This is a genomic window from Sediminicoccus sp. KRV36, assembly GCF_023243115.1.
GTDB lineage: Bacteria > Pseudomonadota > Alphaproteobacteria > Acetobacterales > Acetobacteraceae > Roseococcus.
The window spans coordinates 1,675,327-1,699,403 of record NZ_CP085081.1 but is presented as its reverse complement, the minus strand read 5'-3'; the positions used below and the strand labels follow the sequence as shown (position 1 = coordinate 1,699,403).

Annotated in this window: 24 protein-coding genes; 8 read left to right on the top strand and 16 right to left on the bottom strand. The window is 70.2% G+C overall.

The genetic code is table 11. The features are described 5' to 3' along the window. Position 1: 1 nt before the first annotated feature. The 11 genes from LHU95_RS07680 to LHU95_RS07630 form a co-directional block, all read right to left on the bottom strand. Positions 2-814: an aspartate dehydrogenase gene (locus LHU95_RS07680; RefSeq protein WP_248710779.1), complete on the bottom strand. Its 813-nt coding sequence runs from the start codon at positions 812-814 to the stop codon at positions 2-4. Positions 815-935: 121 nt separating this feature from the next. Continuing rightward, complete coding sequence (gene cynS / locus LHU95_RS07675; protein WP_248710778.1) at positions 936-1,418, bottom strand: cyanase; 483 nt, start codon at positions 1,416-1,418, stop codon at positions 936-938. Then, positions 1,415-2,266 (bottom strand): ABC transporter ATP-binding protein, encoded by an 852-nt coding sequence (locus LHU95_RS07670; RefSeq protein WP_248710777.1) that lies wholly within the window; start codon positions 2,264-2,266, stop codon positions 1,415-1,417. The genes cynS and LHU95_RS07670 overlap by 4 nt, the downstream gene beginning before the upstream one ends. Positions 2,267-2,398: 132 nt before the next feature. Next, a complete protein-coding gene (gene ntrB, locus LHU95_RS07665) occupies positions 2,399-3,250 on the bottom strand; it encodes a nitrate ABC transporter permease (protein ID WP_248710776.1) in 852 nt (283 codons plus the stop codon). Positions 3,251-3,253: 3 nt separating this feature from the next. Further along, a complete protein-coding gene (locus LHU95_RS07660; protein ID WP_248710775.1) occupies positions 3,254-4,594 on the bottom strand; it encodes a CmpA/NrtA family ABC transporter substrate-binding protein in 1,341 nt (446 codons plus the stop codon). Between the two features lie 194 nt (positions 4,595-4,788). Continuing rightward, positions 4,789-5,574 (bottom strand): SDR family NAD(P)-dependent oxidoreductase, encoded by a 786-nt coding sequence (locus LHU95_RS07655; RefSeq protein ID WP_248710774.1) that lies wholly within the window; start codon positions 5,572-5,574, stop codon positions 4,789-4,791. A 25-nt stretch (positions 5,575-5,599) separates the two neighbouring features. Further along, on the bottom strand, positions 5,600-6,769 hold the full coding sequence (locus LHU95_RS07650) for a 3-hydroxybenzoate 6-monooxygenase (protein ID WP_248710773.1): 1,170 nt from the start codon (positions 6,767-6,769) through the stop codon (positions 5,600-5,602). Positions 6,770-6,850: 81 nt separating this feature from the next. Further along, positions 6,851-7,801, bottom strand: a complete 951-nt coding sequence (locus tag LHU95_RS07645) for an ABC transporter substrate-binding protein (protein ID WP_248710772.1) — start codon at positions 7,799-7,801, stop codon at positions 6,851-6,853. Beyond that, positions 7,801-9,888 (bottom strand): molybdopterin cofactor-binding domain-containing protein, encoded by a 2,088-nt coding sequence (locus LHU95_RS07640; RefSeq protein WP_248710771.1) that lies wholly within the window; start codon positions 9,886-9,888, stop codon positions 7,801-7,803. Before LHU95_RS07640 ends, LHU95_RS07645 begins: the two co-directional genes overlap by 1 nt. Next, on the bottom strand, positions 9,885-10,340 hold the full coding sequence (locus LHU95_RS07635) for a (2Fe-2S)-binding protein (RefSeq protein WP_248710770.1): 456 nt from the start codon (positions 10,338-10,340) through the stop codon (positions 9,885-9,887). Before LHU95_RS07635 ends, LHU95_RS07640 begins: the two co-directional genes overlap by 4 nt. After that, the gene (locus LHU95_RS07630) at positions 10,337-11,299 is read right to left on the bottom strand and encodes a tripartite tricarboxylate transporter substrate binding protein (RefSeq protein ID WP_248710769.1); all 963 of its coding nucleotides are present in this window, start codon (positions 11,297-11,299) and stop codon (positions 10,337-10,339) included. Before LHU95_RS07630 ends, LHU95_RS07635 begins: the two co-directional genes overlap by 4 nt. Before the next feature lie 162 nt (positions 11,300-11,461). Between LHU95_RS07630 and LHU95_RS07625 the strand changes: the two genes are divergently transcribed. Further along, on the top strand, positions 11,462-12,277 hold the full coding sequence (locus LHU95_RS07625) for a DUF2092 domain-containing protein (protein ID WP_248710768.1): 816 nt from the start codon (positions 11,462-11,464) through the stop codon (positions 12,275-12,277). Continuing rightward, a complete protein-coding gene (locus LHU95_RS07620; protein ID WP_248710767.1) occupies positions 12,274-12,870 on the top strand; it encodes a hypothetical protein in 597 nt (198 codons plus the stop codon). Before LHU95_RS07625 ends, LHU95_RS07620 begins: the two co-directional genes overlap by 4 nt. A 14-nt stretch (positions 12,871-12,884) precedes the next feature. On the opposite strand, the gene LHU95_RS07615 is transcribed toward LHU95_RS07620, so the two are convergent. The 4 genes from LHU95_RS07615 to LHU95_RS07600 form a co-directional block, all read right to left on the bottom strand. Then, the gene (locus LHU95_RS07615; RefSeq protein WP_248710766.1) at positions 12,885-14,114 is read right to left on the bottom strand and encodes a flavin-dependent oxidoreductase; all 1,230 of its coding nucleotides are present in this window, start codon (positions 14,112-14,114) and stop codon (positions 12,885-12,887) included. Further along, positions 14,107-15,390 carry an amidase gene (locus LHU95_RS07610; RefSeq protein WP_248710765.1) on the bottom strand — a complete coding sequence of 428 codons (1,284 nt, stop codon included), beginning with the start codon at positions 15,388-15,390 and terminating at the stop codon, positions 14,107-14,109. Before LHU95_RS07610 ends, LHU95_RS07615 begins: the two co-directional genes overlap by 8 nt. A 125-nt stretch (positions 15,391-15,515) precedes the next feature. Continuing rightward, positions 15,516-16,253 (bottom strand): SGNH/GDSL hydrolase family protein, encoded by a 738-nt coding sequence (locus LHU95_RS07605; protein ID WP_248710764.1) that lies wholly within the window; start codon positions 16,251-16,253, stop codon positions 15,516-15,518. 3 nt (positions 16,254-16,256) lie between these two features. Then, positions 16,257-17,444, bottom strand: a complete 1,188-nt coding sequence (locus tag LHU95_RS07600; protein WP_248710763.1) for an OpgC domain-containing protein — start codon at positions 17,442-17,444, stop codon at positions 16,257-16,259. Between LHU95_RS07600 and LHU95_RS07595 the strand changes: the two genes are divergently transcribed. From LHU95_RS07595 to LHU95_RS07570, 6 genes are all read left to right on the top strand, one after another. Continuing rightward, positions 17,443-18,228, top strand: a complete 786-nt coding sequence (locus LHU95_RS07595) for a GDSL-type esterase/lipase family protein (RefSeq protein ID WP_248710762.1) — start codon at positions 17,443-17,445, stop codon at positions 18,226-18,228. The two genes, LHU95_RS07600 and LHU95_RS07595, sit on opposite strands and share 2 nt — an antisense overlap. 4 nt (positions 18,229-18,232) lie before the next feature. Further along, complete coding sequence (locus LHU95_RS07590; protein WP_248710761.1) at positions 18,233-18,706, top strand: hypothetical protein; 474 nt, start codon at positions 18,233-18,235, stop codon at positions 18,704-18,706. Positions 18,707-18,734: 28 nt separating this feature from the next. Continuing rightward, positions 18,735-19,178: a hypothetical protein gene (locus LHU95_RS07585; protein ID WP_248710760.1), complete on the top strand. Its 444-nt coding sequence runs from the start codon at positions 18,735-18,737 to the stop codon at positions 19,176-19,178. A 94-nt stretch (positions 19,179-19,272) separates the two neighbouring features. Continuing rightward, the gene (locus tag LHU95_RS07580; protein WP_248710759.1) at positions 19,273-20,436 is read left to right on the top strand and encodes an MFS transporter; all 1,164 of its coding nucleotides are present in this window, start codon (positions 19,273-19,275) and stop codon (positions 20,434-20,436) included. A gap of 97 nt (positions 20,437-20,533) precedes the next feature. Next, entirely contained in the window at positions 20,534-21,511 is a 978-nt protein-coding gene (locus tag LHU95_RS07575; RefSeq protein ID WP_248710758.1) for a Gfo/Idh/MocA family oxidoreductase, read from the top strand. 224 nt (positions 21,512-21,735) lie between these two features. Next, the gene (locus LHU95_RS07570; RefSeq protein WP_248710757.1) at positions 21,736-23,553 is read left to right on the top strand and encodes an SbmA/BacA-like family transporter; all 1,818 of its coding nucleotides are present in this window, start codon (positions 21,736-21,738) and stop codon (positions 23,551-23,553) included. A 9-nt stretch (positions 23,554-23,562) separates the two neighbouring features. On the opposite strand, the gene LHU95_RS07565 is transcribed toward LHU95_RS07570, so the two are convergent. After that, positions 23,563-23,958, bottom strand: a complete 396-nt coding sequence (locus LHU95_RS07565) for a hypothetical protein (protein WP_248710756.1) — start codon at positions 23,956-23,958, stop codon at positions 23,563-23,565. Positions 23,959-24,077 lie beyond the last annotated feature (119 nt).

Sequence of the window (24,077 nt, the reverse complement as noted above, 5' to 3'; positions counted from 1 at the left end):
CTCAGCTGCCGACCTTCAGCGTGCTGGTCATCCCGCGCAGGCAAGCCAGGATGCTCAGCGGCGTGATCTTGCCGGTGCGCGGATTCTCCACGCTCGGCACATTCTCGATGGTCATGGTCAGGCGCACCTCTTCGGATTCGACGCGGATGGTGTGCTGGTTGCGCGTCATCGCCGGGTCCGCCCAGATTTCCACCATGGTCCGCTCCGGGCCGATGCCGGCGAGTGCCAGGGCCGCCGCGACATTCACATTGGCCGGGAAGCCCTGCGCGGCGTCAAAGGCATTGCCCTTGAAGATCATCGTCGGCGTGGTGATGGCCAGCACGTCGATCTTCTGCCGGTCCAGATAGGGCGCACCCACGAGGCCACCCGGCGGCTTGCGCGTCTCAATGGTGACGGAGGAGACATGGCCCTCGGCCGCCGCGCGCACGGCATCGAGGCCGAGCAGCGCGCCGGTGGGGACGATGATGCGGGCCCCCGTTTGCTTCGCGCGCTCCACCAGATGCATGCGCGGCAGCAGCGCGCCGCAGGAGGAGGGCACGAAGATGCGGCCGCGTTCGATGGCGGCCAGGGCCACTTCCTCGAACACGGCGGCGGGTGCGGCTTCCACGACGATATCGGCAAGCTCGGCCAGGGCCGCGAGCGGCACGATGGCGGGCTTATGCGCGAAGCCCGCGATATTGGCCGCGGCCTTCTGCTGGTCCCGCGCGCTGACGGCAACGAGGCGCAGCCCCTGCACGCCCTTGTCCAGCGCGCGCGCCAGATGCAGCCCGATGGCACCCAGGCCGGCAATGCCGACCGTCAATTCCGCAGACATGAAAAACCCCTCCGAAGTGACCCTTCGGAGGGGTAAAGCACCAGATCAGGCCGGCGCGAAGACTGGCCTTGGCCGAGAGGATGATTCACCGCTTCGGCGAAGTGCCTCAGCGGATCATGCGCTACTCCTCCTTGAAGCCGTAATCCGGAATGCCCTGCTCATTGCCGTAATACTTGTAGGGCAGGAACTTGCCGGACATGGTGATCTTCACGCGGTCACCCTTGGGGTTGGCCACACGCTCGAAGTCGAAGTCGAAATCAATGGCGGACATGATGCCGTCGCCGAATTCCTCCTCGATCAGCGCCTTCCAGGCCGGGCCGTTCACCATCACCATCTCGTAGAAGCGGTAGATCAGCGGGTCCGTCGGCGGCATCGTCGTGCCGCGATAGGGCACCTCATTCAGCATCCGCTCCTCCACCTCGGAGAGGCCGAACAGCTTGGCCGCCTTGGCGGCCAGCGGCTTCACCAGCTTCATCTGGCCCAGCAGCGCGCCGACGACGAGGGTGGGCGACATGCCGCCGATCTCCTCGCAGATCTGCTTCCAGGTCCAGTTCTTCTCGCGCTTGATGTCGAGAATTTTTTCGGTGAGTTGGGCGCGCGTCATCGCGGGTTCTCCGTAGGGCCGCCGAGATGCACGGCGGGTGGGTTTCTGGCGTCGTAATCGGCGGGGGCCGCGCCGGCCAGCGTCCGGCTGCGCGTGATCAGGAAATCCATGATGTGATCGCGCAGCGGATGATAGCCCGGCATGTGGTGCAGATCGGCCCGCGTGCGCGGCCGCGGCAGATGGTTGTGCACCACCTCCGCCACCCGCGCCTCGGGGCCGTTGGTCATCAGCAGGATGCGGTCGGCCAGCAGGATGGCCTCATCCACGTCATGCGTAATCATGAACGCCGTCTGCCCGGCCTCGGTGACGAGGCGCGAGACTTCCTCCTGGAGCGAGCCGCGCGTCAGCGCATCCAGCGCGGAAAACGGCTCATCCATCAGAAGCAGCTTCGGCGCGACGGAGAGTGCCCGCGCAATGCCGACACGCTGCTTCATGCCGCCCGAGAGTTGCGAGGGCTTGCGCTCGGCCGCCTGCGTCAGGCCGACGCGCGCCAGCGCCTCCCGCGCCGCATCCCGCACGCGGTGTTTGTCCCAGGAGGGGTTCCGGCAGGAGACGGCGAAGGCGACATTCTGCTCGGCGGTCAGCCAGGGCATCAGCGCATGGCCCTGGAAGATCACGGCGCGGTCCAGCGAGGGGCCGGTGATCTCCTTGCCATCCACCAGCACCACGCCATCGCTCGGCGCATCCAGCCCCGCGAGGATGTTCAGGATGGTCGTCTTGCCGCAGCCCGAATGCCCCACGAGGCAGACGAATTCGCCGCGCTCGATCCCGAACCAGACATCCTGGAAGACGGTGAGGCCGGGGAATTTGCGCGCGATTCCCTCGACGGAAACTATTTTCTGCGTCACTTCGTGCCGCCCCTCAGACGGCGCGCGGCCGCGTTCGCGGCCTTGCCTTCGGAACGCTGAAGCGTTCCGGCTCGGTTATTCGCCTTCGCACCCTTGGGGGTTGCGCCGGTTCTCGGGAGAATGCGCATCTTCCTATTCCTGCCAGGCCACGGCCTGGGCGATGAAGCCCAGCAGCCGGTCCAGCGCCAGGCCCACCAGCCCGATCATCAGGATCGCGATCACGATGTCGGCGATGCTGAGATTGTTCCACTGGTTCCACACCCAATAGCCAATCCCCGTGCCGCCCACGAGCATCTCGGCCGCCACGATCACCAGCCAGGCGATGCCGATGGAAATGCGCATGCCGGTCAGGATGGTGGGGGCGGCGGCCGGCAGGATCACGCGCATCGCCGTGCGCCAGCGCCCGGCTTCCAGGGTGCGCGCCACATTCAGCCATTCGCGCCGCACCGACGCCACGCCAAAGGCCGTGTTCAACAGCATCGGCCAGATCGAGCAGATGAAGATCACGAAGATCGAGGAGATATTGCTGTCCTTGATCGTGTAGAGCGCGAGCGGCATCCAGGCGAGTGGCGACACCGGCCGCAGCACCTGGATGAAGGGGTTCAGCGCCGCATTCAGCAGCGGCGACATGCCGATCACGAAGCCCAGCGGAATGGCGATCACGGCGGCCAGCAGGAACCCCGCCATGACGCGCCAGAGCGACCAGGCGATCTGGATGCCGATGCCCTGGTCATTCGTGCCGCGCTGATGAAACGGGTCGCTCAGCAATTCCAGCAGACGCTTGCCGATGGCGGTGGGGGCGGGCATCGCCGTCTGGCTGCCGCGCGCGGCCTCGGGGCTCAGCAACGCGGCCAACTCCGGGTCCACCGTCGCGGGGCCGCCGGTCGCACTTCCCTGCACCGCCATTTCCCACGCGAAGAGGAAGGCGAAGAGCAGCGCGGCCGAAAGCAGCGCGGCCCGCCAGACCGGAACCGTGGCGTTCATGGATCAGTTCCGCTTGATCGCGAAGCTCGCCATGTAGGCTTCGGGCTGCGTCGGGTCGAAGGTCTTGCCCAGGATGGTCTCGGTGCGCAGCGGATTGGCCGGCACCGCCATGCCCAGATCCCGCATCACGCGCCCGGCATCGAGGGCGAGGAAGGTCTGCTCAGCCACGGCGCGCCAATCCACATCGCGCGGCAACTGGTTCCAGCGGCGCATCTGCGTGAGGATCCAGACCGCCATGGAGTGATAGGGGAAGGGATCAAAGCCGATGCGGTTGGGTACGCGCTGCACACCGCCCAACCCATCCGCGAAGGTGCCGGTCAGCACCTGCTGCACCACCGTCAGCGGCTGATTCAGGTAGTTCGGGCCGTGGATGGCATTGGCCACCTCGACGCGGTTGGCCGGGTTGTTGGAATGCGCGGTCGCTTCCACGATGGCGCGCAGCAGCGCCGCATAGGTGTTGGGCGTATCGGTGATCATGCTGCGCGGCACGGCGAAGGCGCAGCAAGGATGCCCATCCCACAATTCACGCGTCAGCAGATGGATGAAGCCGACACCGTCAAACACCGCGCGCTGGTTGAACGGATCGGGGCCGAGGAAGCCGTCAATGTTATCGGCGCGCAGATTGGCCACCATCTCCGGCGGCGGCACGGAGCGGATCTGGATGTCGCGGTCCGGATCGAGCCCGGCTTCGGCCACATAGGCGCGCAGCAGGTAGTTGTGGATCGAGAAATCGAACGGCACCGCCAGGCGGAAGCCGCGCCAATCCTTCGGGTCGCGCTTGTCCCGGTGCTTGTTGGCCAGCGTGATCGCCTGGCCGTTGATGTTCTCGATGGCGGCGACCGAGAAGGGGATAGGGTTCGCCACGCCGATGCCGAGCGACATCGCGACCGGCATGGGTGCCAGCATATGCGCCGCGTCATATTCGCGGGCGATGGCGCGGTCCCGAATGACGGCCCAGCCAGCCGTGCGGATCACTTCCACATTGAGGTTATGCTTGCGGTAGAAGCCCATCGGATCGGCCATGATGATGGGTGTGGCGCAGGTGATGGGGATGAAGCCGATCTTGAGGTCGCGCTTCTCGGGCGCACCGGTCGCTTGCGCCATGGCTTCGCGTGCATTCTGCAGCGGCAGGAAGCCCTCGATGGCGGCGAGCAGGGTGCCGGCGCCAAAGGCGGTCAGCATGGCGCGGCGGGTCGAAGCCTCGGGGAAAGCCGCGCGCATCGCCGCCTCATTCACCGCCCGGCCGAGTTCGCCCGTGCCGTCACGCGGCGCTTCCTCGGCGCAGGTGAAATCGGCGCTGTGGCTGACACCGCAGCCGCAAAGGCGGTCGAACAACTTGGCCATGTGGCACTCCCTGGGGTTGGCGCGCGCCATGCATGAGTTGTGCCAGTTAGCGAGGGGGCGCCGCCCCCTCCCGCTCCCCCGGCAGGAAACTCAGTTTCCTGCACCTTCACCGAGTGGGGTGCAGGGGACTGGTTCCCTGCTGGGGGGCTCGGGGGGCAAAGCCCCTCGATCTTGTGCCTAACTCTTAGGCAGCCTCAAACCACCGGCGACCGCCCACCATCCACATTGATCGCCGTCCCGGTCACGTAACCGCCCTGCTCGCTCGCCAGCAGCAGCGCCATCGCCGCGAATTCCTCGGCCTTGCCGATGCGGCCGAGCGGCACGGAGCGGCCCTGCTCCTCCTTCCATTCCTCCCAGCTGATATTGCGCTTGTCGGTCGCGTGGCGGCGCACCCATTGGTCGCTCTCGATGATGCCCACCAGCAGCGCATTCACCAGCACGTTATCCGGCGCGTATTCATTGGCCAGCGCCTTGGTCAGCGCCATGCCCGCCGCGCGGCTCACGCTGGTCGGCGTCGAGGTCGCGAGTGGCGCCTTGGCGCCGATGTTCAGCACGTTGATGATGCGGCCCCAGCGGCGTTCCCGCATGCCCGGCAGCACGGCCCGGCACAGGCGCACGGCGGCCATCAGCTTGAGGCTGAGATCATCCTCCCACAGCGCGTCGGTGATATCGAGGAACGGCCCGCGCTGCGAAGTGCCGGCATTGTTCACCAGGATATCCATGGGCCCGAGTGCCGCCACGGCCGCATCCACCGCGGCGATGCAGCCCTCGGCCGTGCGGATATCGGCCGGGATGGCGGCGACGCGCGCGCCAGGTGCCGCCGCCTGGATTTCGGCCTTCGCGGCTTCGAGGGCCTCGGCGCCGCGCGCCACCAGCGCCACATGCCCGCCCGCCTTGGCAAAGGCCAGGCCCATGGCCAGGCCCAGCCCCTTGGAGCCGCCGGTGATCAGGGCCTTGCGGCCATCGAGGGTGAGTTGCATGCGACGATTCCTCCGTGTTTGAAGGTTATGGTGCCTGCCAATCCGGCCCGTCGTAAAGCCAGGCCATGCCCTCCCAGGCGGCCTCCGCCGGGCGGCCCGTCAGCATCGCGTCGCGCAGCTCGGCCCGCACATCGGCGGCGTGGTAGATATCGCCATAGAGGCGCGCCATGGATTGCACGCGGCCGGTGCGCAGCACGCGCGCGGCCTCATAGGCCGGCAGGGCGGCTTCGACGGGCAGGGCGGCCAGCATGTCCGTCAGGCACAGCGCATCCTCCAGCGCCATATTCGCCCCCTGGGCGAGGTATTGCAGCATGGGGTGCGCCGCATCGCCCAGCAGCACGGCGCGGCCATCCTGCCAGCCGCGCTTGGGCTCACGGTCACACAGCACCCAGTATTTCCAGGTTTCGATCTTCTCCAGCATGGCGCGCACTTCGGGCCGCGTGCGGGCGAAGTGCCTTTGCAGAAGCGCCGGGTCACCCGCCTCGTCCCAGCCTTCGGAATATTCGGCGCTGTGAAACACGGCGACGAGGTTCATGAGTTCGCCGCGGCGCAGCGGGTAATGCACCAGGTGCAGGCGGGGGCCGGCATGCAGCACCACCTCATCGCGCGGAATGCCCTGCGGCACCGCCTCCATCGGCAGCACGGCGCGATAGGCGATATGCCCCGAGACGACGGGCTTTTCGGCACCCAGCATGGCGGTGCGGATGCGTGACCAGAGCCCATCCGCGCCGATCAGCAGATCGCCCCGCTCGCTTGACCCATCCTCGAAATACAGCGCGACCTGGTCCCCGATCCGGCTGTAGTCGCGCGCGGCGCGGCCGGTGGTGAGCGCCACACCCGGATGCGCCGCGCAGGCGCGCAGCAGCACGCCATGCATGTCGCCACGATGGATCACCGCATAGGGCTGGCCGAAGCGCGCCTCGAAACCCTCGCCCAGCGGCACGCGCGTGATCTCATGGCCATGGATGGCGCAACGCATGACCAGCGCCCGGGGCATGGCGGCCAGGGCCAGCATCTCGGCGCGCACGCCCAGCCGGTCGAACATCTTGAAGACATTGGGGCCGAGCTGGATGCCGGCGCCGATCTCGCGGAACTCGGTGGTGCGTTCGAAGACCCGCACCGTGTGGCCGCGCTGCGCGAGGGCCAGCGCGGCGCCGAGACCACCAATGCCACCGCCGGCGATGAGGATCTTCATGAGGGGCCTCCACAAAAAAGACAGGAAAGGGCCTCCGGCGGCTGGGGCCGGGGCCCCAGCCGCCGGAGGCCTCTTTTTGACTTACGCCAACTCCGCCAGCACCGAAGGATGGAACAACTCCTCCGGCGAAACATCCCGCGCGGCCAGGCCATCGGCGCGGGCGAAGCGGATCATGGCGGCGATTTCCGCGCGGTTTTTCGCGAAGCCATAGGGCCAGACATCGCCGCCCATGGCGCGCTCCTGCTCCTCCATGGCGGCGGCGATCCAGGGCAGCGAGACGCGCAGCACGTTGACCAGGCGCAGCTCCTCCAGCGAGAGGCGGCGGGCTTCGGCGAAGGCGCGGAACAGCACCAGCGGCAGCCAGGGGTTGGCTTCCGCCACATCGCGCCGCACGGCCAGGCAATGCATGATGGGGAAGAAGCCGGTCTGCCCGAACCAGGCTTTTTCCGCCGCCGGATAATCCGGAAAAAGCCGCGCGATCTGCGGGTGCGGCGCGGGCGGGCGGGGCCCGATCATCGCATCCACGCGGCCTTCGCGCAGCGCCTGCTCGGGGCTTTCACCCAAGGGCGCCACATCGAAGCCATCCGGCAGGGTGATGGCGATGCGCTCGGCACCGATGCGCCATTTGATGCCGCGGGTGTCCACCCCATGCGTCTCGCGCAGGATGCCGCGCACCCAGAGGGCCGCGGTCTGCTGGTATTCCGGCAGGGCGATGGTGCGGCCGGCCAGATCCTCGGGCCGCGTGATGCCGCGATCGGTGCGGATATAGATCGCCGAGTGGCGGAAGGCGCGCGAGAGAAACACCGGCACGCCGATATAGGGGCTGTCGCCGCGCGCCGTGGTGGTGATGTGGCTGCCCATCGAAAGCTCGGAGACGTCAAAGGCGCGGTCCCGCAGGGCGCGGCGAAAGATATCCTCGGGCTCGCCCGGGAGGGCGATGAAATCCACGCCGGGAATTGGCACGCGCCCATCCAGCACGGGGCGCGTGCGGTCCGAGAGGGTGCAGGCCAGCGTGATACGCAGCTTGGTCATCAAACAAGATTCTCCGGCGTGAAAGGCAAGCGGTCCGGCCTGACGCCGAGTGCCGCGTGAATGCCGCCCGCAATGGCGGCGATGCTGGGCGCCATGCTGGCCTCGCCCGCGCCCAGCGGCGGCGCATCGGGCCGGGCGATGAGGTTCACATGCACGCGCGGCACATCGCGGAAGCGCAGCACCGGGTAGTTCTCCCAGGAATCGGAGGTGATGCGCGTGCCATCCGTGCGCGCCGATTCATGGAGTGCCACGGAGACGCCATGGATGGCGCCGCCTTCCAGCTGGTTCATCGCGCCATCGGGGTTGATCACCTCGCCCATATCGGCCGCGATATGCAGCGAGAGGCAGCGCACGCGCTCCTCGGCGCGGATATGGGCGGCAACGGCGCACCAGGCGCCGCTGTTCTTGTAGCGCGCAACGGCGATGCCCAGCCCCTCATTCTCCGGCAGGGTGCGGCCCCAGCCGGCCATGCGCGCCGCCTCACGCAGCACATGCGCCGCGCGCTCATCCTCGCAATGGCGCAGGCGGAAGGCGACGGAATCCTCTCCCGCCAGGGCCGCCAGTTCCTCCATCACACTCTCGATGGCCCAGACATGGATCAAGGCGCCCAGCCCGCGCAGGGCGGAGGTGCGGATGGGCATCTCGGTCAGCCGCGTCATCGTCGCCGCCAGATGCGGCACGCGATAGAGCGGCACCATGTTGCGCTGCGCGCCGCCGCCGCCGGCCAAGGGCGGGTTGATCGAGGGCGGGATGGGCTGGCCACCCTCCATCAAGGGCGCTGCCAGCAGCACGGGTGTGGCGATGCGCCCCGGCCGCCCGGAATGCCCGTTGGAGCGCACATGCACGCGCCATCCGCTGAGGTTCTTCGCCGCATCCAGCCCGGCCTCGATCTCCACCAGCATGGCCGGCGAATGCGGGGCCTGGGCCAGTTCCTCGGCCCGGGACCACAGCACGCGGATGGGCGCGCCGGGGCTGAGGCGGGCGCAGATGGCGGCATCCAGCGCCACGTCATCGGCGCCGTTATGGCCGTAGCAGCCGGCCCCTTCGACATGCTCGATGATGATGTGATCGGCCGGCAGCTTCAGCGCGAGGGCCAGATCGGCGCGCAGATTGTAGGGCCCTTGCGTATGGCTCCAGACGCGCAGCGTGGTGCCATCATACGCCGCGATGGCGCAGCAGGTGCCCACCGAACCATGCGCGATGAAGGGGCGGAAGAATCGGCGCGTGATGCGCTCTGTCGCCGCCACCGCCGCGCCATGCTCGGCGACGACACTCTCCTCGCCTGGTGCCGTGGCGAGCCAGTCGCGCCAGGCCAGCGGCAGGGGCGCGCCTTCGCTCCAACGGGCGGCGCGGGTCGCGCGCTCGGCCAGGCGCTCGGCCTCGGCTTCGGTCGGCGCGAGGACGGCCAGCACATCGCCATCGCGCAGCACGCCGGGTGGTGCGTGCAGCAGCCGGGCACCGGGTGCGGGCGGGCGGATCATCCGCGCATGGCGCATGCCGGCGAAGCGCAGGTCATGGATGAAACGCGCCTCGCCGAAGACCTTGGCCGGCAGGTCGAGGCGCGGCGCGGATGTGCCGGTGACACGGCGCTGCGCCGCGGGCTTGGGCCGCGCATCGGGCGAGGCTTCGGCATCCAGCAGGTCCCGTTCGGCGAAGGCGGCATAGGAGCCGACGGGGCCATCGGGGCCGAGGAAACGGCCATTCTCCACCCGCAATTCCGCCAGCGGCACGCCACTCGCCTGGGCCGCGACCGAAAGGCACAAGGCGCGCGCATCGGCACAGGCATGGCGCAGCGCCATGCCGCCTTCCTGGATGGAGAGGGAACCCGATGTCACCGCCTCATTCGGGCTGATGCCGGTGATGGTGGGTGCGACCAGGATGCGCTCCAGCGCCACGTCCAGCTCCTCGGCGGCGATCTGCGCGAGGGCCGTCAGGATCCCCTGCCCCAGCTCCACCTTGCCCGGATGGATGGCGACGCGGCCATCCGCCAGGAAGGTCAGCCAGGTGCCGAGGCGGCGATTGGCATGCAGGCTGCCGGGCAGCTTCGGCTTGTCATCCGGCGTGGCTCCGCCAAAGGCGAGGTTCATGCGCGCATTTCCTCAGCAGCCTTCATGATCGCGCGCAGGATGCGGTTGTGGCTGCCGCAGCGGCACAGATGCCCATCCAGCGCCACGCGCAGCGCCGCCTCATCGGGGGCCGGGTTCTCACGCAGGAAGGCCGCCGCCGTGACGATGATGCCCGAGAGGCAGAAGCCGCATTGGCCGGCCTGCTCCTCCAGGAGGGCTGTCTGCAAGGGGTGTGGCGCGGCGCGCGTGCCAAGCCCTTCCAGCGTGATCACATCGCGCCCCGCCACCGCCTCCATCGGCAAGGCGCAGGCGGGGACGGAGCGTCCATCCAGCAGCACATGGCAGGCGCCGCACGCTTCCGCCCCGCAGCCGAAGCGCGGGCCGTTCAGCGCGAATTCGCCGCGCAACGCCTGCAGCAGCGTGCCGTCGGCCGCATGCTCCACCGCCACGCCGTTCAGCGTGAAGCGCGTCACGTGGCGGTGATCCGCGCCATCCGGATCCATTCGCGCTGGCGCTCGATATCGCGCCGCAGGAAGGCGTCGAAATCCTCGACCGACATGGGCAGCGGCTGCGCGCCGGCCGCTGCCTGGCGCTCCCGCGTTTCCGGCCGTTCCAGCATGCGGTTCACCTCGGCATTGAGGCGATCCACGATGGCGCGCGGCGTGCCCGTCGGCGCCATCAGCCCGAGCCAGATCGAGGCTTCGTAGCCGGGCAGCGTCTCGGCCACGGCGGGCACGTCGGGCAGCAGCACGCTGCGCTGCGGGCCGGTGGTGGCAAGCCCGCGCACGCGCCCGGCGGCGATCTGCTCGCGCATGGTGGGGATGGCGTCGAACATGATGGGCACCTGGCCCGAAATCACCGCCGTGCGCGCCTCATTCGAACCGCGGAAGGGGATGTGCTGGATCTGCACATCGGCCATGGCGCGGAAAACCTCGCCCGCGATGTGATAGGGCGTGCCGGGGCCGCTGCTGGCATAGTCGTATTTGCCGGGATTGGCGCGCAGCAGCGCGATCAGTTCCGCCACGTTGGTGGCGGGGATCGAGGGATGCACCACCAGCGCGTGATAGGCGATGTTGATGGCGGCGACGGGGGCCAGATCCCGCATCAGCTGGTAGGGCCGGTTGGGCAGAAGCGTCTCATTGGCGGTGTGCGTATTGCTCATCAGCAGCAGCGTCTGGCCATCGGGCGGGCTCTTCGCCACCTGGTCGGTGCCGATGGTGGCTCCGGCGCCGGGCCGATTCTCGACCACGAAGGGCTGGCCGAAGGCCTGCTGCAAGGGCTCGGCCAGCAGCCGTGCGGCGACATCGGCCGAACCGCCAAGGCCGAAGGGCACGATGATCCGCACCGGCCGCTGCGGCCAGGATTGGGCATGAGTCCGGCCCGCCAGCAGCAAGGCGGGTGTGGCGAGCAGGATGTGGCGGCGTTGCGGCATGGCGGTTCCCCTTGGCATTGCGCGCACACATCGCCCACGCCCCGCCGCACCGCAAGTGGGGTGGGGGGCGCCGGCAAGAAAGCATTTCGACGCGGCGCATCCGCTGTGCCAGTCTCGCGCAGCGTCGCGATGTCGCCGACCAGATGAGGAAAGCCCGCCAAGATGTCACCATCCACCATGCGGCCCTGGCGCAAGGCGGCGCTGGGCCTCGCTCTCTGCCTCGCCGCCTGCGCCGAGACGCCGCCGCCCACCACCACCGCGCCCGCCCCGGCGGCGGCGCTGGAGCCCGAGGCCAGTGCCGCGCTGCGCCGCATGTCCGCCACCCTCACCGGAGCGGCGGCCTTCACGCTGCGCGTCAACACCCTGCGCGAGGCGCCCGCCGCCCCAGGCCAGACCATCCTGCTGAGTGGCACCACTGCCATCGCCATCCGCCGGCCGGACCGGCTCTATGCCAGCACCGGCAGTGACCTCGGCAGCTTCAACCTCTGGTATGACGGCCGCAGCTTCACCGCGCTGAACACCCACCAGAACATCTTTGCCAGCGAAGCGCTGACCGGGCCGCTGGAGCCAGCGCTCCATGCCGTGCAGGAGCGGCTGGGCGTCGCCCTGCCGATCCTGCCGCTGTTTGCCGCCGACCCCTACGCCACGCTGACGCCGCCGGGCACGACGGGCCGGCGGATCGGCCGCTCCATCATCCGCGATGTGGTGGTGGAGCATTTCGCGCTCAACGGGCCCAATGGCCACTGGGAAATCTGGCTGGAAGCCGCCGCCAGCGGCCTGCCGCTGCGCGTCTCCTATGTGGAGCCGGGGCCGGAGCGGCTGCGCGTGATCCTCGATTTCGAGACGTGGGACCTGCGCCCCCGCCTGCCCGAGAGCACCTTTGCCTTCACCCCGCCGCCCGATGCGGCCCGCGCCAGCTTCCTGCCACCCGGCCAAAGCCCGGCCGCCGCCGCCCTGACCCGGAGGACCACGCCATGATCCGCCCCCACCTGGCCCTTATCCTGCTCGGGCTTGGCGCCGCCACCGAGGCGCAGGCCTGGACCTCCGGCAGCGGCCCGCGCGGTGGCAGCTACGCGGCCGGCCCACGCGGGGCGGTGGCGGAAGGCCCGCGCGGCGGTGTGGCGGCCAGCGGCCCGCGCGGGGCGGCCGTGCGCGGCCCCGAAGGCAATGCCGCCGCCGTCGGCCGCTATGGCGGCGCCGCCGTGCGCGGGCCCGAGGGCAATGTCGCCTATGGCGCGCGGCCGGGTTACCCCGCGGCCCCGCTCTATCCCGTGGCGCGGCCACCTGCCGCGGTGATCCGGCCGGTGCCGGTCTATCCCGGCTATCCCACGGCCGGCGCGGTGGCGGCGGGCGTCGCGGTCGGCGCCGTGACCGGGGCGGCGGTCGCTGCCGCCGCGCGCCCGGCGGCGGGCCCCGCGCCGATGGCGATCGGCGCGGCCTACAGCAGCCTGCCCTCGGGCTGCGTCACGCAATCCGGCCCGCAAGGCACGCTGTTCCGCTGCGGCGATGCCTGGCTGCGGCCCTACATGCAGGGCACGGATGTGGTCTATGTCGTGATCCCGCCGCCCTGAGCCAGGGCGGGCCGTCACACGCTCCAGCTCTCCCGCTCATTCAGCAGCGCCGGGTCGAAGCCGGCCAGGCGCTTGTAGTTGGACGCCGTCTCGGTCAATTCGCGCTCGCTGATCACGGCATGCAGGTCGTTGAAGCCCTGCGGGGCGCGGCGATGCACCTCCTCCAGGATCAGGTCCGGGCCGAGGGCGCGGTTGGCCAGGGTCAGCTTCGCGGTCGGCGGCAGCCGCGCCGCCTCGTAGCGCGCCAGCCCCTCGGCGATGTCACCCGCACGCGCCAGGTGCAGCGCCAGTTGCCGCGCATCGAGGATGGCCTGCGAGGCGCCATTGGAGCCGATCGGATACATCGGATGCGCCGCATCGCCGAGCAGCGTGACCCGCCCCTCCGACCAGCGCTCCAGCGGATCGCGGTCCACCATCGGGTATTCCAGCACGCGCTCCGCACCCCGGATCAGCCCGGGCACGTCGAGCCAGCCCCAGTTCCAGGATTCGTAATGCGGCAGGAAGCTGTTGCGATCCGCCTCGCGATTCCAGTCCTCGCGGTTGAAGCCCTGCTCGACGGGCATGCGCATCTCCGCGATCCAGTTGGTCAGCACCTGGCCATCGGGCAGATGCCGGATCGGGTAGCAGACGAATTTCTGGTCATGATGCCCGGCCTGCACCATGGTCGCGCCCGTCAGGAAGGGGGGTGCCACGGTGGTCGCGCGCCAGAGCACGGCGCCCTGCCAGGAGGGTGCGCCCTCATCCGGCGCGAAGTGGCGGCGAATGGCGGAATGGATGCCATCGGCGCCGATCAGCGCGGCGCCCCGGGCCTCGGCGCCGTTGTCGAAATGCGCCGTCACGCCATCCCCGTCCTGCGCGAACCGCGTGACGCGATGGCCGGTGTGCAGCGGAATGCCCCGCGCGCGGCATTCCTCCACCAGCAGCATCTGCAGCATGCCGCGATGGATGCTGTATTGCGGCCAGCGATAGCCCGCCGCCAGGCCGCGATCCTCCCGCCAGATCTCCTGGCCATGCGCGCTGATGTAGCGCAGCTCCCGCGTGGCGATCCCGGTGGCGGCCAGCGGCTCCGCCAGCCCCAGCTCGGTCAGCTCGCGCACCGCATGGGGCAGCACGTTGATGCCGACGCCGAGCGGCCTGTACTCGGCCACCGCCTCGAAGACGCGCGGCGTGAAGCCCGCCGCCTGCAATGACAGCGCGGCGACGAGGCCACCAATGCCACCGCCGGCGACGAGGATCTCACCCATGGAGCGCGCCATGCAGCCACTCGCCCCACATCAGGCAGGCGGCATCCTCGCCCCGCCGCGTGACGATCTGCGCCCCCAGCGGCAGGCCGTGCGCGCCCTGCCCCGCCGGCACCGTCACGCAGGGCGTGTGCAGCAGGGTCCAGAGCGTGTTGAACATCGGGTCCCCCGTGTAATCCTGGCCCGCCGGCGCCTCATCCGGGGCGGAGGGCGTCAGCACCGCGTCATACCCCGCGATGGCGTCGTTGAAGGCCAGCTGCGCGGCGGCGAAGGCGGCACGGCCCGCGGCCAGCTTGGCGCGCGGCTCGCTCATGCCCCATTCCATCCGCTCGCGCAGGATGGGGCTCAGCTGGGCGCGGGCATGGTCCATCTCCCAGGCCAGCGCCTCGGCCGATTCCATGTTCATCACATGCGGATGCAGCGCCACCGCCTCGGTGAAGGGCGCGCCGAGGGTGATCAGCGTGACGGTCGCGCCAGCCTTGCGGGCCGCCTCGCTCACGCGCTCCATCAGCGCCGCCGTCTCCGGCGTGCCGGCCAGCCCGGGGGCGAGCACCAGGGCAAGCTTCGGCGCGCGGCCAGGCTTGGCCGCCGCGTGGTCCACGCCGGTCAGCGCCGTCATGCCCAGGGCCACATCGGCGATGGTCGCGCCCATGAGGCCGATGGTGTCCAGGCTCTCGCTCATCACCTTCATGCCGGCGCGGTGCAGCGTGCCGTAGCTCGGCTTGAAGCCGATCGCGCCGCAATAGGCGGCCGGGCGCACGATGGAGCCCGCCGTCTGCGTGCCGAAGGCCAGGTGCAGCACGCCCGCCCCCACGCCCGCGGCCGAACCGGAGGAGGAGCCACCCGGCGTGTGCGCCGCGTTATGCGGATTGGTGGTGGGCCCTGGGAAGCGCGTCGCGAATTCGGTGGTGACGGTCTTGCCGGCGATGATCGCACCCGCCCGCCGCGCCAGCGCCACACAGGCCGCATCGCTGCGCGGCCGGTGCCCGCCCCAGATCGGCGAGCCATATTGCGAGGGCTGGTCGGCCGTATCGATCACATCCTTCACGCCGACGAACAGGCCAGCCAGCGGCAGCTTCGCACCCGCCTTCACCGCCGCATCCACCCGCGCGGCCTGCTTCATCACCAATGCCGGCTCGAGATGGGTGAAGGCGCGCAAGACCGGCTCGCGCTCGGCGATGCGGCCGAGCATCACCTCGGCCAGGGCGGTGGCGGAAAGGCTGCCGGCGGCAATGCGGGCGGCGGCCTCGGGGGCGGGGAAGGATGCGGGATTGATCATGGGGCGGGAAGCTAGAGGGGATTTCCCGCGCGCGGAACCACCCCGCAGCCGCGGCGTTTCAGCGCCGCCGATCACCCGGCTCGGCTGTGCCGATGGAACGGGCGCACCCCCGGCGCGCCCCATCCCTACCTCGCCTCGGCCACACCTTGCGCGATGAGGTCCCCCAGCGCGCGCGCCAGGCAATCATTCAGCCGGTCCGTCATGGCGCCACGCTCCGCGCGCGGCGCGCGCTCCAGGTCGAGCGCGCTGGCTTCCACCCAGTACTGCATCAGATCATAGCGTTGGAACAGCGGCGCGCCGGCCGCCGCCGCCACCAGGCGCAGCTTGTCCCGATAGGGCTCGATATTCGTATTGGCGCGCAGGAAGCGCGAGAATTGCTGGTCCATCACGATCATGTCGGCACCACGCCGGCGGATCCGGTCGAGCCCCTGGAGCATCGCCTCGCCCATGTCATCGGGATCAAGGCCGCGCACCGCCTCGACCGTCCCGGCCTGCCACACGACGAGGTTGGGCATGCCCACATTCAGCCCCTCACGCAGCAGGGCCAGGTGGTCATGCACCGTGACACCCCGGCCACCGCGCACCGTCAATTCCACCCGCAGCCCGGGATGCGCCGCCGCGAGCAGGCTTTCCAGCCGGGCCGGCCAGGTGGCATCCGGCCCCGAGGCGCCCGGCCCGGTGATCGAGCCCGAGCCCAGCACCAGGATGCGCAGCACGCCCGCCTGCAAGGCCCGCGCCACGGCGGGCAAGGGCCGGACCGCGCCCGCCATTTCGGGCGGGACGTCGCAGCTCAGCGCATGGGCCGGCAGCGGCCCGGCGAGGAGGCCAAGGAGGAGGATGCTCCGCAGGAAGGGCATGCGCATGGTTCAACGAGCCTCCAATGGGGCAGACAGGACGGTTGCGGCAGGCAGGGCGGGCTCGCGCGGGCGCATCGTCCCGCGTGACCATTCGGCGACCCAGCCGACGAGGATGAGCGCGCACAGGCACAGCATGTTGACCGCCACCTGCATCGCCCAGCCGTCGCCGGCCTCCAGCATCAGCCGTGCCAGGAAGGAGAGCAGGATGCCGAAGCAGAAGACCGGCAGGCTATGCCGGCCCATCATGGCGAAGGGCTCCATCCAGACCGAGCGCAGGAACCGCCCCTCCCGCGGGACATAGGCCGCGACCAGGTAGGCCAGCGCGATGATGGAGGCGAGGCGCAGCGGATGCAGCGAGGTCTTGTCGATGCCGGCGAGGAACCCCGGCACCCAGAGCGGCCATCCCTCCATCATCCCCGGCCGGTCCGAGGCGAACATGGCCGCGAGGCCGAGGCCCAGCAGCAGCAGCGCGGCCCCCGTGCTCCAGCCACTGCGCGGCGGCAGGGCAATGGAGGGCGCGCCGCGCACCGACTGGCCGAGCAGGAAGCCCAGCACGAACAGCACCTGCCAGGCGAGCGGGTTGAAGAACCACCCCCCCTCCTGCCAGCGCGGGAAATTCACCCCCAGCGCCCGCGCGCCCAGCCAGAGCGTGAGCGAAAGCCCCAGCATCAGCCAGGGCCAGGGCCGCATCACCAGCCCCGGGATCAGCATGGTCAGCAGCACGATGTAGAGCGGCAGGATATCGAGGAAGGCCGGCTGGAAGCGCAGCAGCAAGGCCTCCAGCAAGGTGCGGTAGGGCTGCTCGGCGAAGGGGTCCAGCGCCAGTTCATCGAGGTAGATGGCGCGGTCCAGCGTGGCGGCCGAGAAGCCCACCTGCGCGGTGAACACCACCAGCAGGAAGATGTGCGCGACGTAGAGCTTGCTGACGCGCCGCACCAGGGCGGCGGCGGCCGGCGCCCAGCCCTGCCGGTCCGCCTGGCCGGCATAGGCGAAGGCGGCGGCATAGCCCGCCAGCAGGACAAACACCTCCGTCGCGTCCGAGAGGGTGAAGTTCTTGATGGTCAGGCCACTCAGCCAGTTTCCCGGCGTATGGTCCACGACGATCATCCACAGCGCGAGACCCCGGCAGAGATCGGCGCGCGGATCGCGCCGGGGCCGGGCCGATGCCGGGCTGGATTGGTTGGCGATTTCACTCATGCGCGCCTATATTAGCCATATGTGGCGCCTTGCAGTCCCCCTCCTTGTGCTCGGCCTGTCGGCCCCGGTGCTCGGCCTGTCGGCCCCGGCCTTCGCGGCGGGCTGCCCTTCCGCGCGCGAGGCACTGGCGCCACTGCTCGGCGTGCAGGCGGAGCTGGATGCGGGCGAGCCGCTGACCATCGTCGCACTCGGCTCCTCCTCGACCGAGGGGGCGGGCGCTTCCTCACCCCGGGCCAATTATCCCGCCCGGTTGCAGGCGCTGCTGCGCGATGCCCTGCCGGGGGTGGAATTGCGCGTCATCAATGCCGGGAAATCGGGCGAAACCTCGGCCGACATGCTGGCGCGGCTGGAACAGGATGTGCTCTCGCATGATCCGGACCTGGTGATCTGGCAGGCCGGCGGCAATGAGGTGCTGCAAGGCCGCGACCCCGAGCAGTTCCTGGCGCTGATGCGGCAGGGGCTGCGGCGCCTGCGTGCGGCAGGGGTGGAGGTGGTGCTGATGGACAATCAGCGCTCCCCCCGGATTCTCAGCGCGCCGGCCAGCCGCAGCTTCGATGCGGCCATGCAATCCCTGGCGCGCGAGGAGCGCGTGCCGCTTTTCGCCCGCTCCCGCCTGATGCAGCGCTGGCGGGATGCCGGCCTGCCGGATGCCGAGGTCCTCGCCCCCGATGGGCTGCACCACAATGACCGCGGCTATGCCTGCCTGGCCGAGGCCCTGGCCGCGTCCCTGCTGCGCTCGGCCGGGCTGCGCCCCGATCGCGAGACCCGGGTCGCGCGGCGCTGAGCGCATGCGCGTCACCACCACCTCCCTCCCCTCCGGCGCGCTGCGGCATGCCATCGGCGTCACCGCGCAGGCGCTGCCCCCGGTGCGGCCCGCCGCCCTGGTTGCCGCCTGGGAGGCGGCGCGCGCCTCGGCCGAGGCCGGGCTCTGGGGGCCGGCCCGGCTGATCGCCTTCGAGGATGGGGTGGAAATCGCCCTGACCGATGCGGATGCCGCCTGCTGGGCCGAGGCGATGGCCCGCCGGCAGGGGCTGGATTCGCTGGGCGATGTGGCGCTCTGCCTGCGCCTGCTCGCGCTGGTCGAGGTGCTGGGCCGGGCGAAATGGCTGCGCGGCTTCTTCACCATCACGGCCGAAGGGGCGGAATTCCACCCGGCCTTGCTCGCCGCCGCCGCCCGCGCGCCACTCGATACCACGGGGCGTTTCGAGGATGGCGCATTGCGTGCCATGCTGGCGCGGAGCATTCCCTATGCCCCGACCTGAAATTCCACCCAAGGAAAGACGCCCCCGCATGTTGCGCGCCGCTTGGCTCACCCCCGTCCTGGCACTTGCCGCCCCCCTCCTGGTGGCTTGCGGCGCCCCCAATTCCACTACGGCGCGCTTCGATGCGCCGACGCTGGCGCCACCCCGCCCGGGTGATCCGCGGACCAACCCGGCCGTGGCGCAGGCCTGCCGCGAACAGGCGGCGCGCGAGATCCAGCGCCAGGATCGCGGCCAGCTGCTGCGCGAGGATGAGAGCAATTCCCGCCAGGGCTCCGGCTTCGGCGCCCTGCCGGCCACCAGCCAATCCGACCTGCTGGGCCGGCAATTCCTGTTCGACCGGCGCATCAACGAGTGCATCCGCGCCAATACCCAGACCGACCCCTCGGTGCAGCCGGCCCCTGCCGCCACGACGCCCGCGGCCGCGCCCGCGCCCAGCACCCGGCGCCCGCGAACCACCCGCACGGGCACCTGATCTGGCCCCTTTCGGCGCGCTCAGCCGCGCCCTTTCCCACCGCGATGCGAGAATCTTCTTCTCGGCCAGCCTGACCGCCTGGACCGGGCTCTGGATGCACCGGATCGCGGTGATGTGGCTGGCCTGGGAGCTCACGCGCTCGGCCTTCTGGGTGGGCATGGTGGCGTTTTGCGACCTCGCCCCCGCCGTGATCTTCAGCCCCATCGCGGGTGCGGTCGCGGACCGCATGAACCGCGTAAAGCTCACCATGATCGCCCAGGGGGTGATCGGCGCGCAGGCGCTGGGCATCGCCATCCTCACCTGGGCCGGGGTGATTTCCATCGGCTCGCTGCTGGTGTTCGAGGTGATCGGCGGGATCGCGGCCAGCTTCGCGCAGCCCGCCCGCCAGGCGCTGATGCCGGGCCTCGTGCCCCGCGCCGACCTGCCGGCCGCCGTCGCCTGCAATTCGCTCTGCTACAATGTCGCGCGCTTTCTGGGGCCTGCCATTGCGGGGCCGATGGTGGCGCTCTGGGGCGTGGTGCCGGCCATCCTGTGCAATGTGCTGGCCTATGTCGTCGCCACTGCCAGCCTGCCGATGATGACGGTGGACCCCGGCCACATCCGGGGCCATGCGCCCGAAGCCTCCTTGCTGTCGGAAACGGCCGAGGGCATTCGCTATGCCGCCAACCACCCGGGCATCGGCCCCATCCTGCTGTTTGCCGGCATCAGCGCCATCCTGCTGCGCGGCGTGCAGGAGGTGCTGCCACCCTATGTGGAGCGGCTGTTCGGCCAGGGGGCAGCCGGGCTGGCGCTGCTGACGGGCGCCATCGGCGTGGGCGCGCTGGCGGCGGGGCTCTGGGTCGCCTCACGCGGGAGGCTGGCGGGCACCACGCGCATCGCCGTGCTGGCGACGGGTGGCCAGGCGGTCTGCGCCGTCGGCTTTGTCGCCACCGGGTGGTTTGCCTTCGCCGTGCTGTGTGGCGCGCTCTATGGGGCCTGCGCCTCGATCCACGGGATTTCGGTGCAGACCCTGGCGCAATCCGCCGCACTGACGCGGATGCGCGGGCGCACCCTGGCCCTGTGGGGCCTGATCACCCGCGCCTGCCCGGCGCTGGGCGCACTGGTGCTCGGCACGGCGGGCGAGGTGTTCGGCATGCGCCTGCCCACCATCATCGCCGCCTGCTGCGCCATGCTGGTGACGCTCTGGGGCGTGACACGGATGCGCGGCTGGGCCAGACATCTGGAAAATCCCACCCAAGGGTCCGATCCTGCCGCCTGATTCCCAGGTGCCGGGCGAATCGGCCCGACCAACCACGACAAGTGCCGCATGGCCGACCGGCCTTTGCGTTGGCTGCGCGCGACGAGGACGAAACGAAATGCTCAACACCGCGATCATTGGCATGGGCAATTGGGGCCGCACCCTGGTGAATTCCGTTCAGGGCAAGAACGGGACGGGCCTGCGCTTCGTCGCCGGCACCACCGGCACGCTGGACAAGGCGCGCGACTACGCCGCCGAAAAGGGCATCCGCCTTCACGCGACCTATGCCGATGTCCTGGCCGACCGCGAGGTGCAGGCCGTGGCCCTCGCCAGCCCGCACGGCATCCATGCCGAGCAGGTGATCGCCGCCGCCGCCGCCGGCAAGCATGTCTTCGTCGAGAAGCCCTTCACGCTGAGCAAGGCCAGCGCCGAAGCCTCGGTCGCGGCCTGCCGGAAGGCGGGCGTGGTGCTCGCCCTCGGCCATAACCGCCGCTTCCTGCCGGCCGTGGCGGAGATGAAATCCATCATCACCACGGGCGGCATCGGCACGCTGCTGCATGTCGAGGGCCAGTTCAGCGGCCCCGGCGCCTTCGCCTACAAGGAGGGGATGTGGCGCGCCGACCGCGCCGAAAGCCCGCTGGGCGGCATGGGCGGCATGGGCATCCACATGGTGGACATGATCATCCACCTGGCCGGCCCCTTCCGCGATGTGCGCGTGCAAAGCCACGCCAAGGTCAGCACCACGATCGACGACACGACGGCCATGCTGGCCACGCTGGCCAATGGCGCCACGCTGAACTTTGCCACCCTGGCGCTGGCACCCCGCTACTGGCGCGTAGCGCTGTTCGGCACGGACGGGCTGCTGGAATTGCGCGGCCATGAGCACCTGTTCTTCCGCGGCCGCGACGGCCAGGAATGGACCCGCGAATTCCCGGTGACGGATATCGAGCATGCCGAGCTGGAGGCCTTCGCCGCCGCCGTGGCCGGCGGCCCCGCCTATCCCTTGCCGCTGGATGAGGCGATTCACGGTGTCGCGGTCTATGAAACCATGATCGGCGCCGCCGCCTCGGGCAGCGCCTATGCGGTGCCGGCCTGACGCGGAATTTCAGCCGGGTGGCTTGCAACCGCCCGGCCCGCCCCGCATTCAAGCCCCTGGAGCCGGCGAAATTCCGGTGAAGCGGCAGGTCCATGCCCCTGATCGGTTGAAGCGGCAGCGCCGCGGGCCGTGATTCGGGGGCGCGACGATGTCACTGGCACAACGAAGGGCCACGCGATGATGAGGACTGGCGGCTCCGGCCCCTTCGGCTGCATTCCCGCAGCATGAGCGACCTCACCGAAGCCCAGGCCCCGCGAAAATTCTTTCGCGACTTCATCCGCCTCACCGGCCCCTACTGGACGCAGCCTGGCCGCTGGAAGCCGCGCGTCATGGTCGGGCTGCTGGCGCTGCTGGTCGTCCTGCAGGTGGCGCTGGCGATCCGGCTGAACATCTGGAGCGCTGACCTGTTTGACGCGCTGGAGCGCCGCTCGACCGAGCATGCCACCGCGCAGATCTTCGTCTTCCTGGCCATCCTGCTGGGGATCATGGTCACCAATATGGGCCACCTGGTCGTCAAGCGGCATTTGCAGCTGGATTGGCGCCGCTGGCTGACGCGGCGCGTCATCGGCGAATGGATGGAGGATGCGCGGCATTACCAGGCCGGCCTGATCCCCGGCGACCACGCCAACCCCGATGGCCGCGTGGCCGAGGATGTGCGCGTGCTGACCGAGGCCGCGGTGGATCTGGCCAGCACCTTCTTCTACTGCGTGCTGCTGCTGGTCACCTTCGTGGGCATCCTCTGGTCGCTCTCGGGCTGGATCCGCGTGGCGGGGCTCGATCTGCCGGGGCACCTCGTGCTGCTGGCGTTGATCTATGCCGGCATCGGCGCCGTCGTCGCCTTCATCCTGGGCCGGCCGCTGGTCAGCGCCACCGATTCCCGCCAGACCAAGGAGGCGGATTTCCGCTTCGAGCTGGTCCGCGCCCGCGAATGCGGCGAAGCCATCGCCATCGCGCGCGCCGAGGCGCCGGAGCGTGACAAGCTGGCTTCCCGCTTCGAGACCATCGCGCTCGCCTGGAAGGCGCAATCGGTCGGCCTCGCGCGGCTGATCGCCTTTTCCTCGGGCTATGCGGCGCTGGCCGCCGTGTTTCCCATCCTGGTCGGCACGCCGCGCTTCCTCGATGGCACGCTGACGCTGGGCCGGCTGATGCAATCGGCCCAGGCCTTCCAGCAGGTGACGGCCGCACTGTCCTGGCCGGTGGACAACCTGCCGCGCATCGCCGAATGGCGCGCCTCGGTCGAACGTGTGCTGGCGCTGGAGGAAGCGGTGCAGATCGTCGCCCTGGAAGCCGCGCGCACCGGCGATACGGCGATTGACCTGGACCGCGCGCCCGGCCCCTGGCTTGGCTTCGATGACCTGTGGGTGGCGGACCCGGATGGGACGGCCATGCTCTCAGGCTTTGATCTGCGGGTGCAGCGCGGCGAGCATGTGCTGATTGACGGCGACCCCGAAGCCGCGGCCACGCTGTTCCGCGTGCTGGCCGGCATCTGGCCCTGGGGGCGCGGCCATATCTATCTGCCGGTGGATGCCGAGATGGTGGCCGTCGGCCGCCGCGCCTTCCTGGCCGAGGGCACGCTGCGCCACGCGCTGGCGCTGCCCTCCCCCGCCGTCGCCGACCACCTGATCGTCCAGGCGCTGGAGGAGGTCGGCCTCGGCCGCCTGGTGGAGCGGCTGGATACCGAGGGGGATTGGGTGGATGCGCTGAGCGGGGCGGAGCAGCAGCGCCTCTCCTTCGCGCGGCTGCTTTTGCTGCGCCCGCAATGGATCCTGCTGGGCGAGGCGACGGATGCGCTGGATGCGGAAGCGGCCGATGCGATGCTGACGCTGATCACCAAGGCCCTGCCCGATGCCGCCATCGTCATGATCGGCCAGCATCCCGGCTCGCTGGAGCCCTTCGACCGGCGGCTGACGCTGCACCGCGCCACCAGCGGGGAAGTCCTGCTCAACGCCGTCTCGGCCCGCCGTCGGGCTGCGCGCGCCGCACGGCGGCCGGCCCTGCCGGTGGTGGATTGGCTGCGCAAGGGCTATGGCGGCAATGACTGAGTTCAGCGCTCACTCCGGGCGCTGACGCCGCGCCCGCGCATGGGGCGGGGTGGGCTCATCGCAATTCTCGCCGGCCAGGGTGAGGGTGATGGTGCTGCCATGGGCCGATTCATCATCCCCGGGCGGGCTGATGGCGAGCCTGGCGGCAGCCGCCGTGCCATCCGGCAGCAGCGGTTGCAGGGCGGTGATGTGAAACACCGCCTCCACCTCGCAGACGCGCAAATGGCCGCGCGCCTCCCGCGCGGCGTGCCGGCGGGTCGCGGCCAGGGCATCCACCGTCTGGATCATCGCATCCTGCAGCGTGAGGGTCGCGATGGGCTGCGGCGGGGGCGGCGGGGGCGGCGTGGCACAGCCCGCCAGCAGGAACGCGGCGAAGCCTGGGATGATCATCGCGCGATGGCGCATGGCCGTTCTCCTGCGGGGCGATCCGCGCCGGGCTGGATCGCCGCGCGGCCCATCATCGGGGGCGCGGCGCAGGCCGTTGCGGATCAGGGGCGGGTGGGAAGGCCCAACCCGCACGGCAT

Coding starts and splice junctions, on each gene's coding strand:
- ntrB (WP_248710776.1), bottom strand. CDS start 3,250: ATGAACGCCACGGTTCCGGTCTGGCGGGCCGCGCTGCTTTCGGCCGCG.
- LHU95_RS07595 (WP_248710762.1), top strand. CDS start 17,443: ATGCGCGCCTATATTAGCCATATGTGGCGCCTTGCAGTCCCCCTCCTT.
- LHU95_RS07655 (WP_248710774.1), bottom strand. CDS start 5,574: ATGCAACTCACCCTCGATGGCCGCAAGGCCCTGATCACCGGCGGCTCC.
- cynS (WP_248710778.1), bottom strand. CDS start 1,418: ATGACGCGCGCCCAACTCACCGAAAAAATTCTCGACATCAAGCGCGAG.
- LHU95_RS07570 (WP_248710757.1), top strand. CDS start 21,736: ATGAGCGACCTCACCGAAGCCCAGGCCCCGCGAAAATTCTTTCGCGAC.
- LHU95_RS07640 (WP_248710771.1), bottom strand. CDS start 9,888: ATGAACCTCGCCTTTGGCGGAGCCACGCCGGATGACAAGCCGAAGCTG.
- LHU95_RS07645 (WP_248710772.1), bottom strand. CDS start 7,801: ATGACCAAGCTGCGTATCACGCTGGCCTGCACCCTCTCGGACCGCACG.
- LHU95_RS07575 (WP_248710758.1), top strand. CDS start 20,534: ATGCTCAACACCGCGATCATTGGCATGGGCAATTGGGGCCGCACCCTG.
- LHU95_RS07620 (WP_248710767.1), top strand. CDS start 12,274: ATGATCCGCCCCCACCTGGCCCTTATCCTGCTCGGGCTTGGCGCCGCC.
- LHU95_RS07565 (WP_248710756.1), bottom strand. CDS start 23,958: ATGCGCCATCGCGCGATGATCATCCCAGGCTTCGCCGCGTTCCTGCTG.
- LHU95_RS07650 (WP_248710773.1), bottom strand. CDS start 6,769: ATGAAGATCCTCATCGCCGGCGGTGGCATTGGTGGTCTCGGCGCCGCG.
- LHU95_RS07680 (WP_248710779.1), bottom strand. CDS start 814: ATGTCTGCGGAATTGACGGTCGGCATTGCCGGCCTGGGTGCCATCGGG.
- LHU95_RS07600 (WP_248710763.1), bottom strand. CDS start 17,444: ATGAGTGAAATCGCCAACCAATCCAGCCCGGCATCGGCCCGGCCCCGG.
- LHU95_RS07630 (WP_248710769.1), bottom strand. CDS start 11,299: ATGCCGCAACGCCGCCACATCCTGCTCGCCACACCCGCCTTGCTGCTG.
- LHU95_RS07615 (WP_248710766.1), bottom strand. CDS start 14,114: ATGGGTGAGATCCTCGTCGCCGGCGGTGGCATTGGTGGCCTCGTCGCC.
- LHU95_RS07610 (WP_248710765.1), bottom strand. CDS start 15,390: ATGATCAATCCCGCATCCTTCCCCGCCCCCGAGGCCGCCGCCCGCATT.
- LHU95_RS07580 (WP_248710759.1), top strand. CDS start 19,273: ATGCACCGGATCGCGGTGATGTGGCTGGCCTGGGAGCTCACGCGCTCG.
- LHU95_RS07585 (WP_248710760.1), top strand. CDS start 18,735: ATGTTGCGCGCCGCTTGGCTCACCCCCGTCCTGGCACTTGCCGCCCCC.
- LHU95_RS07625 (WP_248710768.1), top strand. CDS start 11,462: ATGTCACCATCCACCATGCGGCCCTGGCGCAAGGCGGCGCTGGGCCTC.
- LHU95_RS07590 (WP_248710761.1), top strand. CDS start 18,233: ATGCGCGTCACCACCACCTCCCTCCCCTCCGGCGCGCTGCGGCATGCC.
- LHU95_RS07605 (WP_248710764.1), bottom strand. CDS start 16,253: ATGCGCATGCCCTTCCTGCGGAGCATCCTCCTCCTTGGCCTCCTCGCC.
- LHU95_RS07660 (WP_248710775.1), bottom strand. CDS start 4,594: ATGGCCAAGTTGTTCGACCGCCTTTGCGGCTGCGGTGTCAGCCACAGC.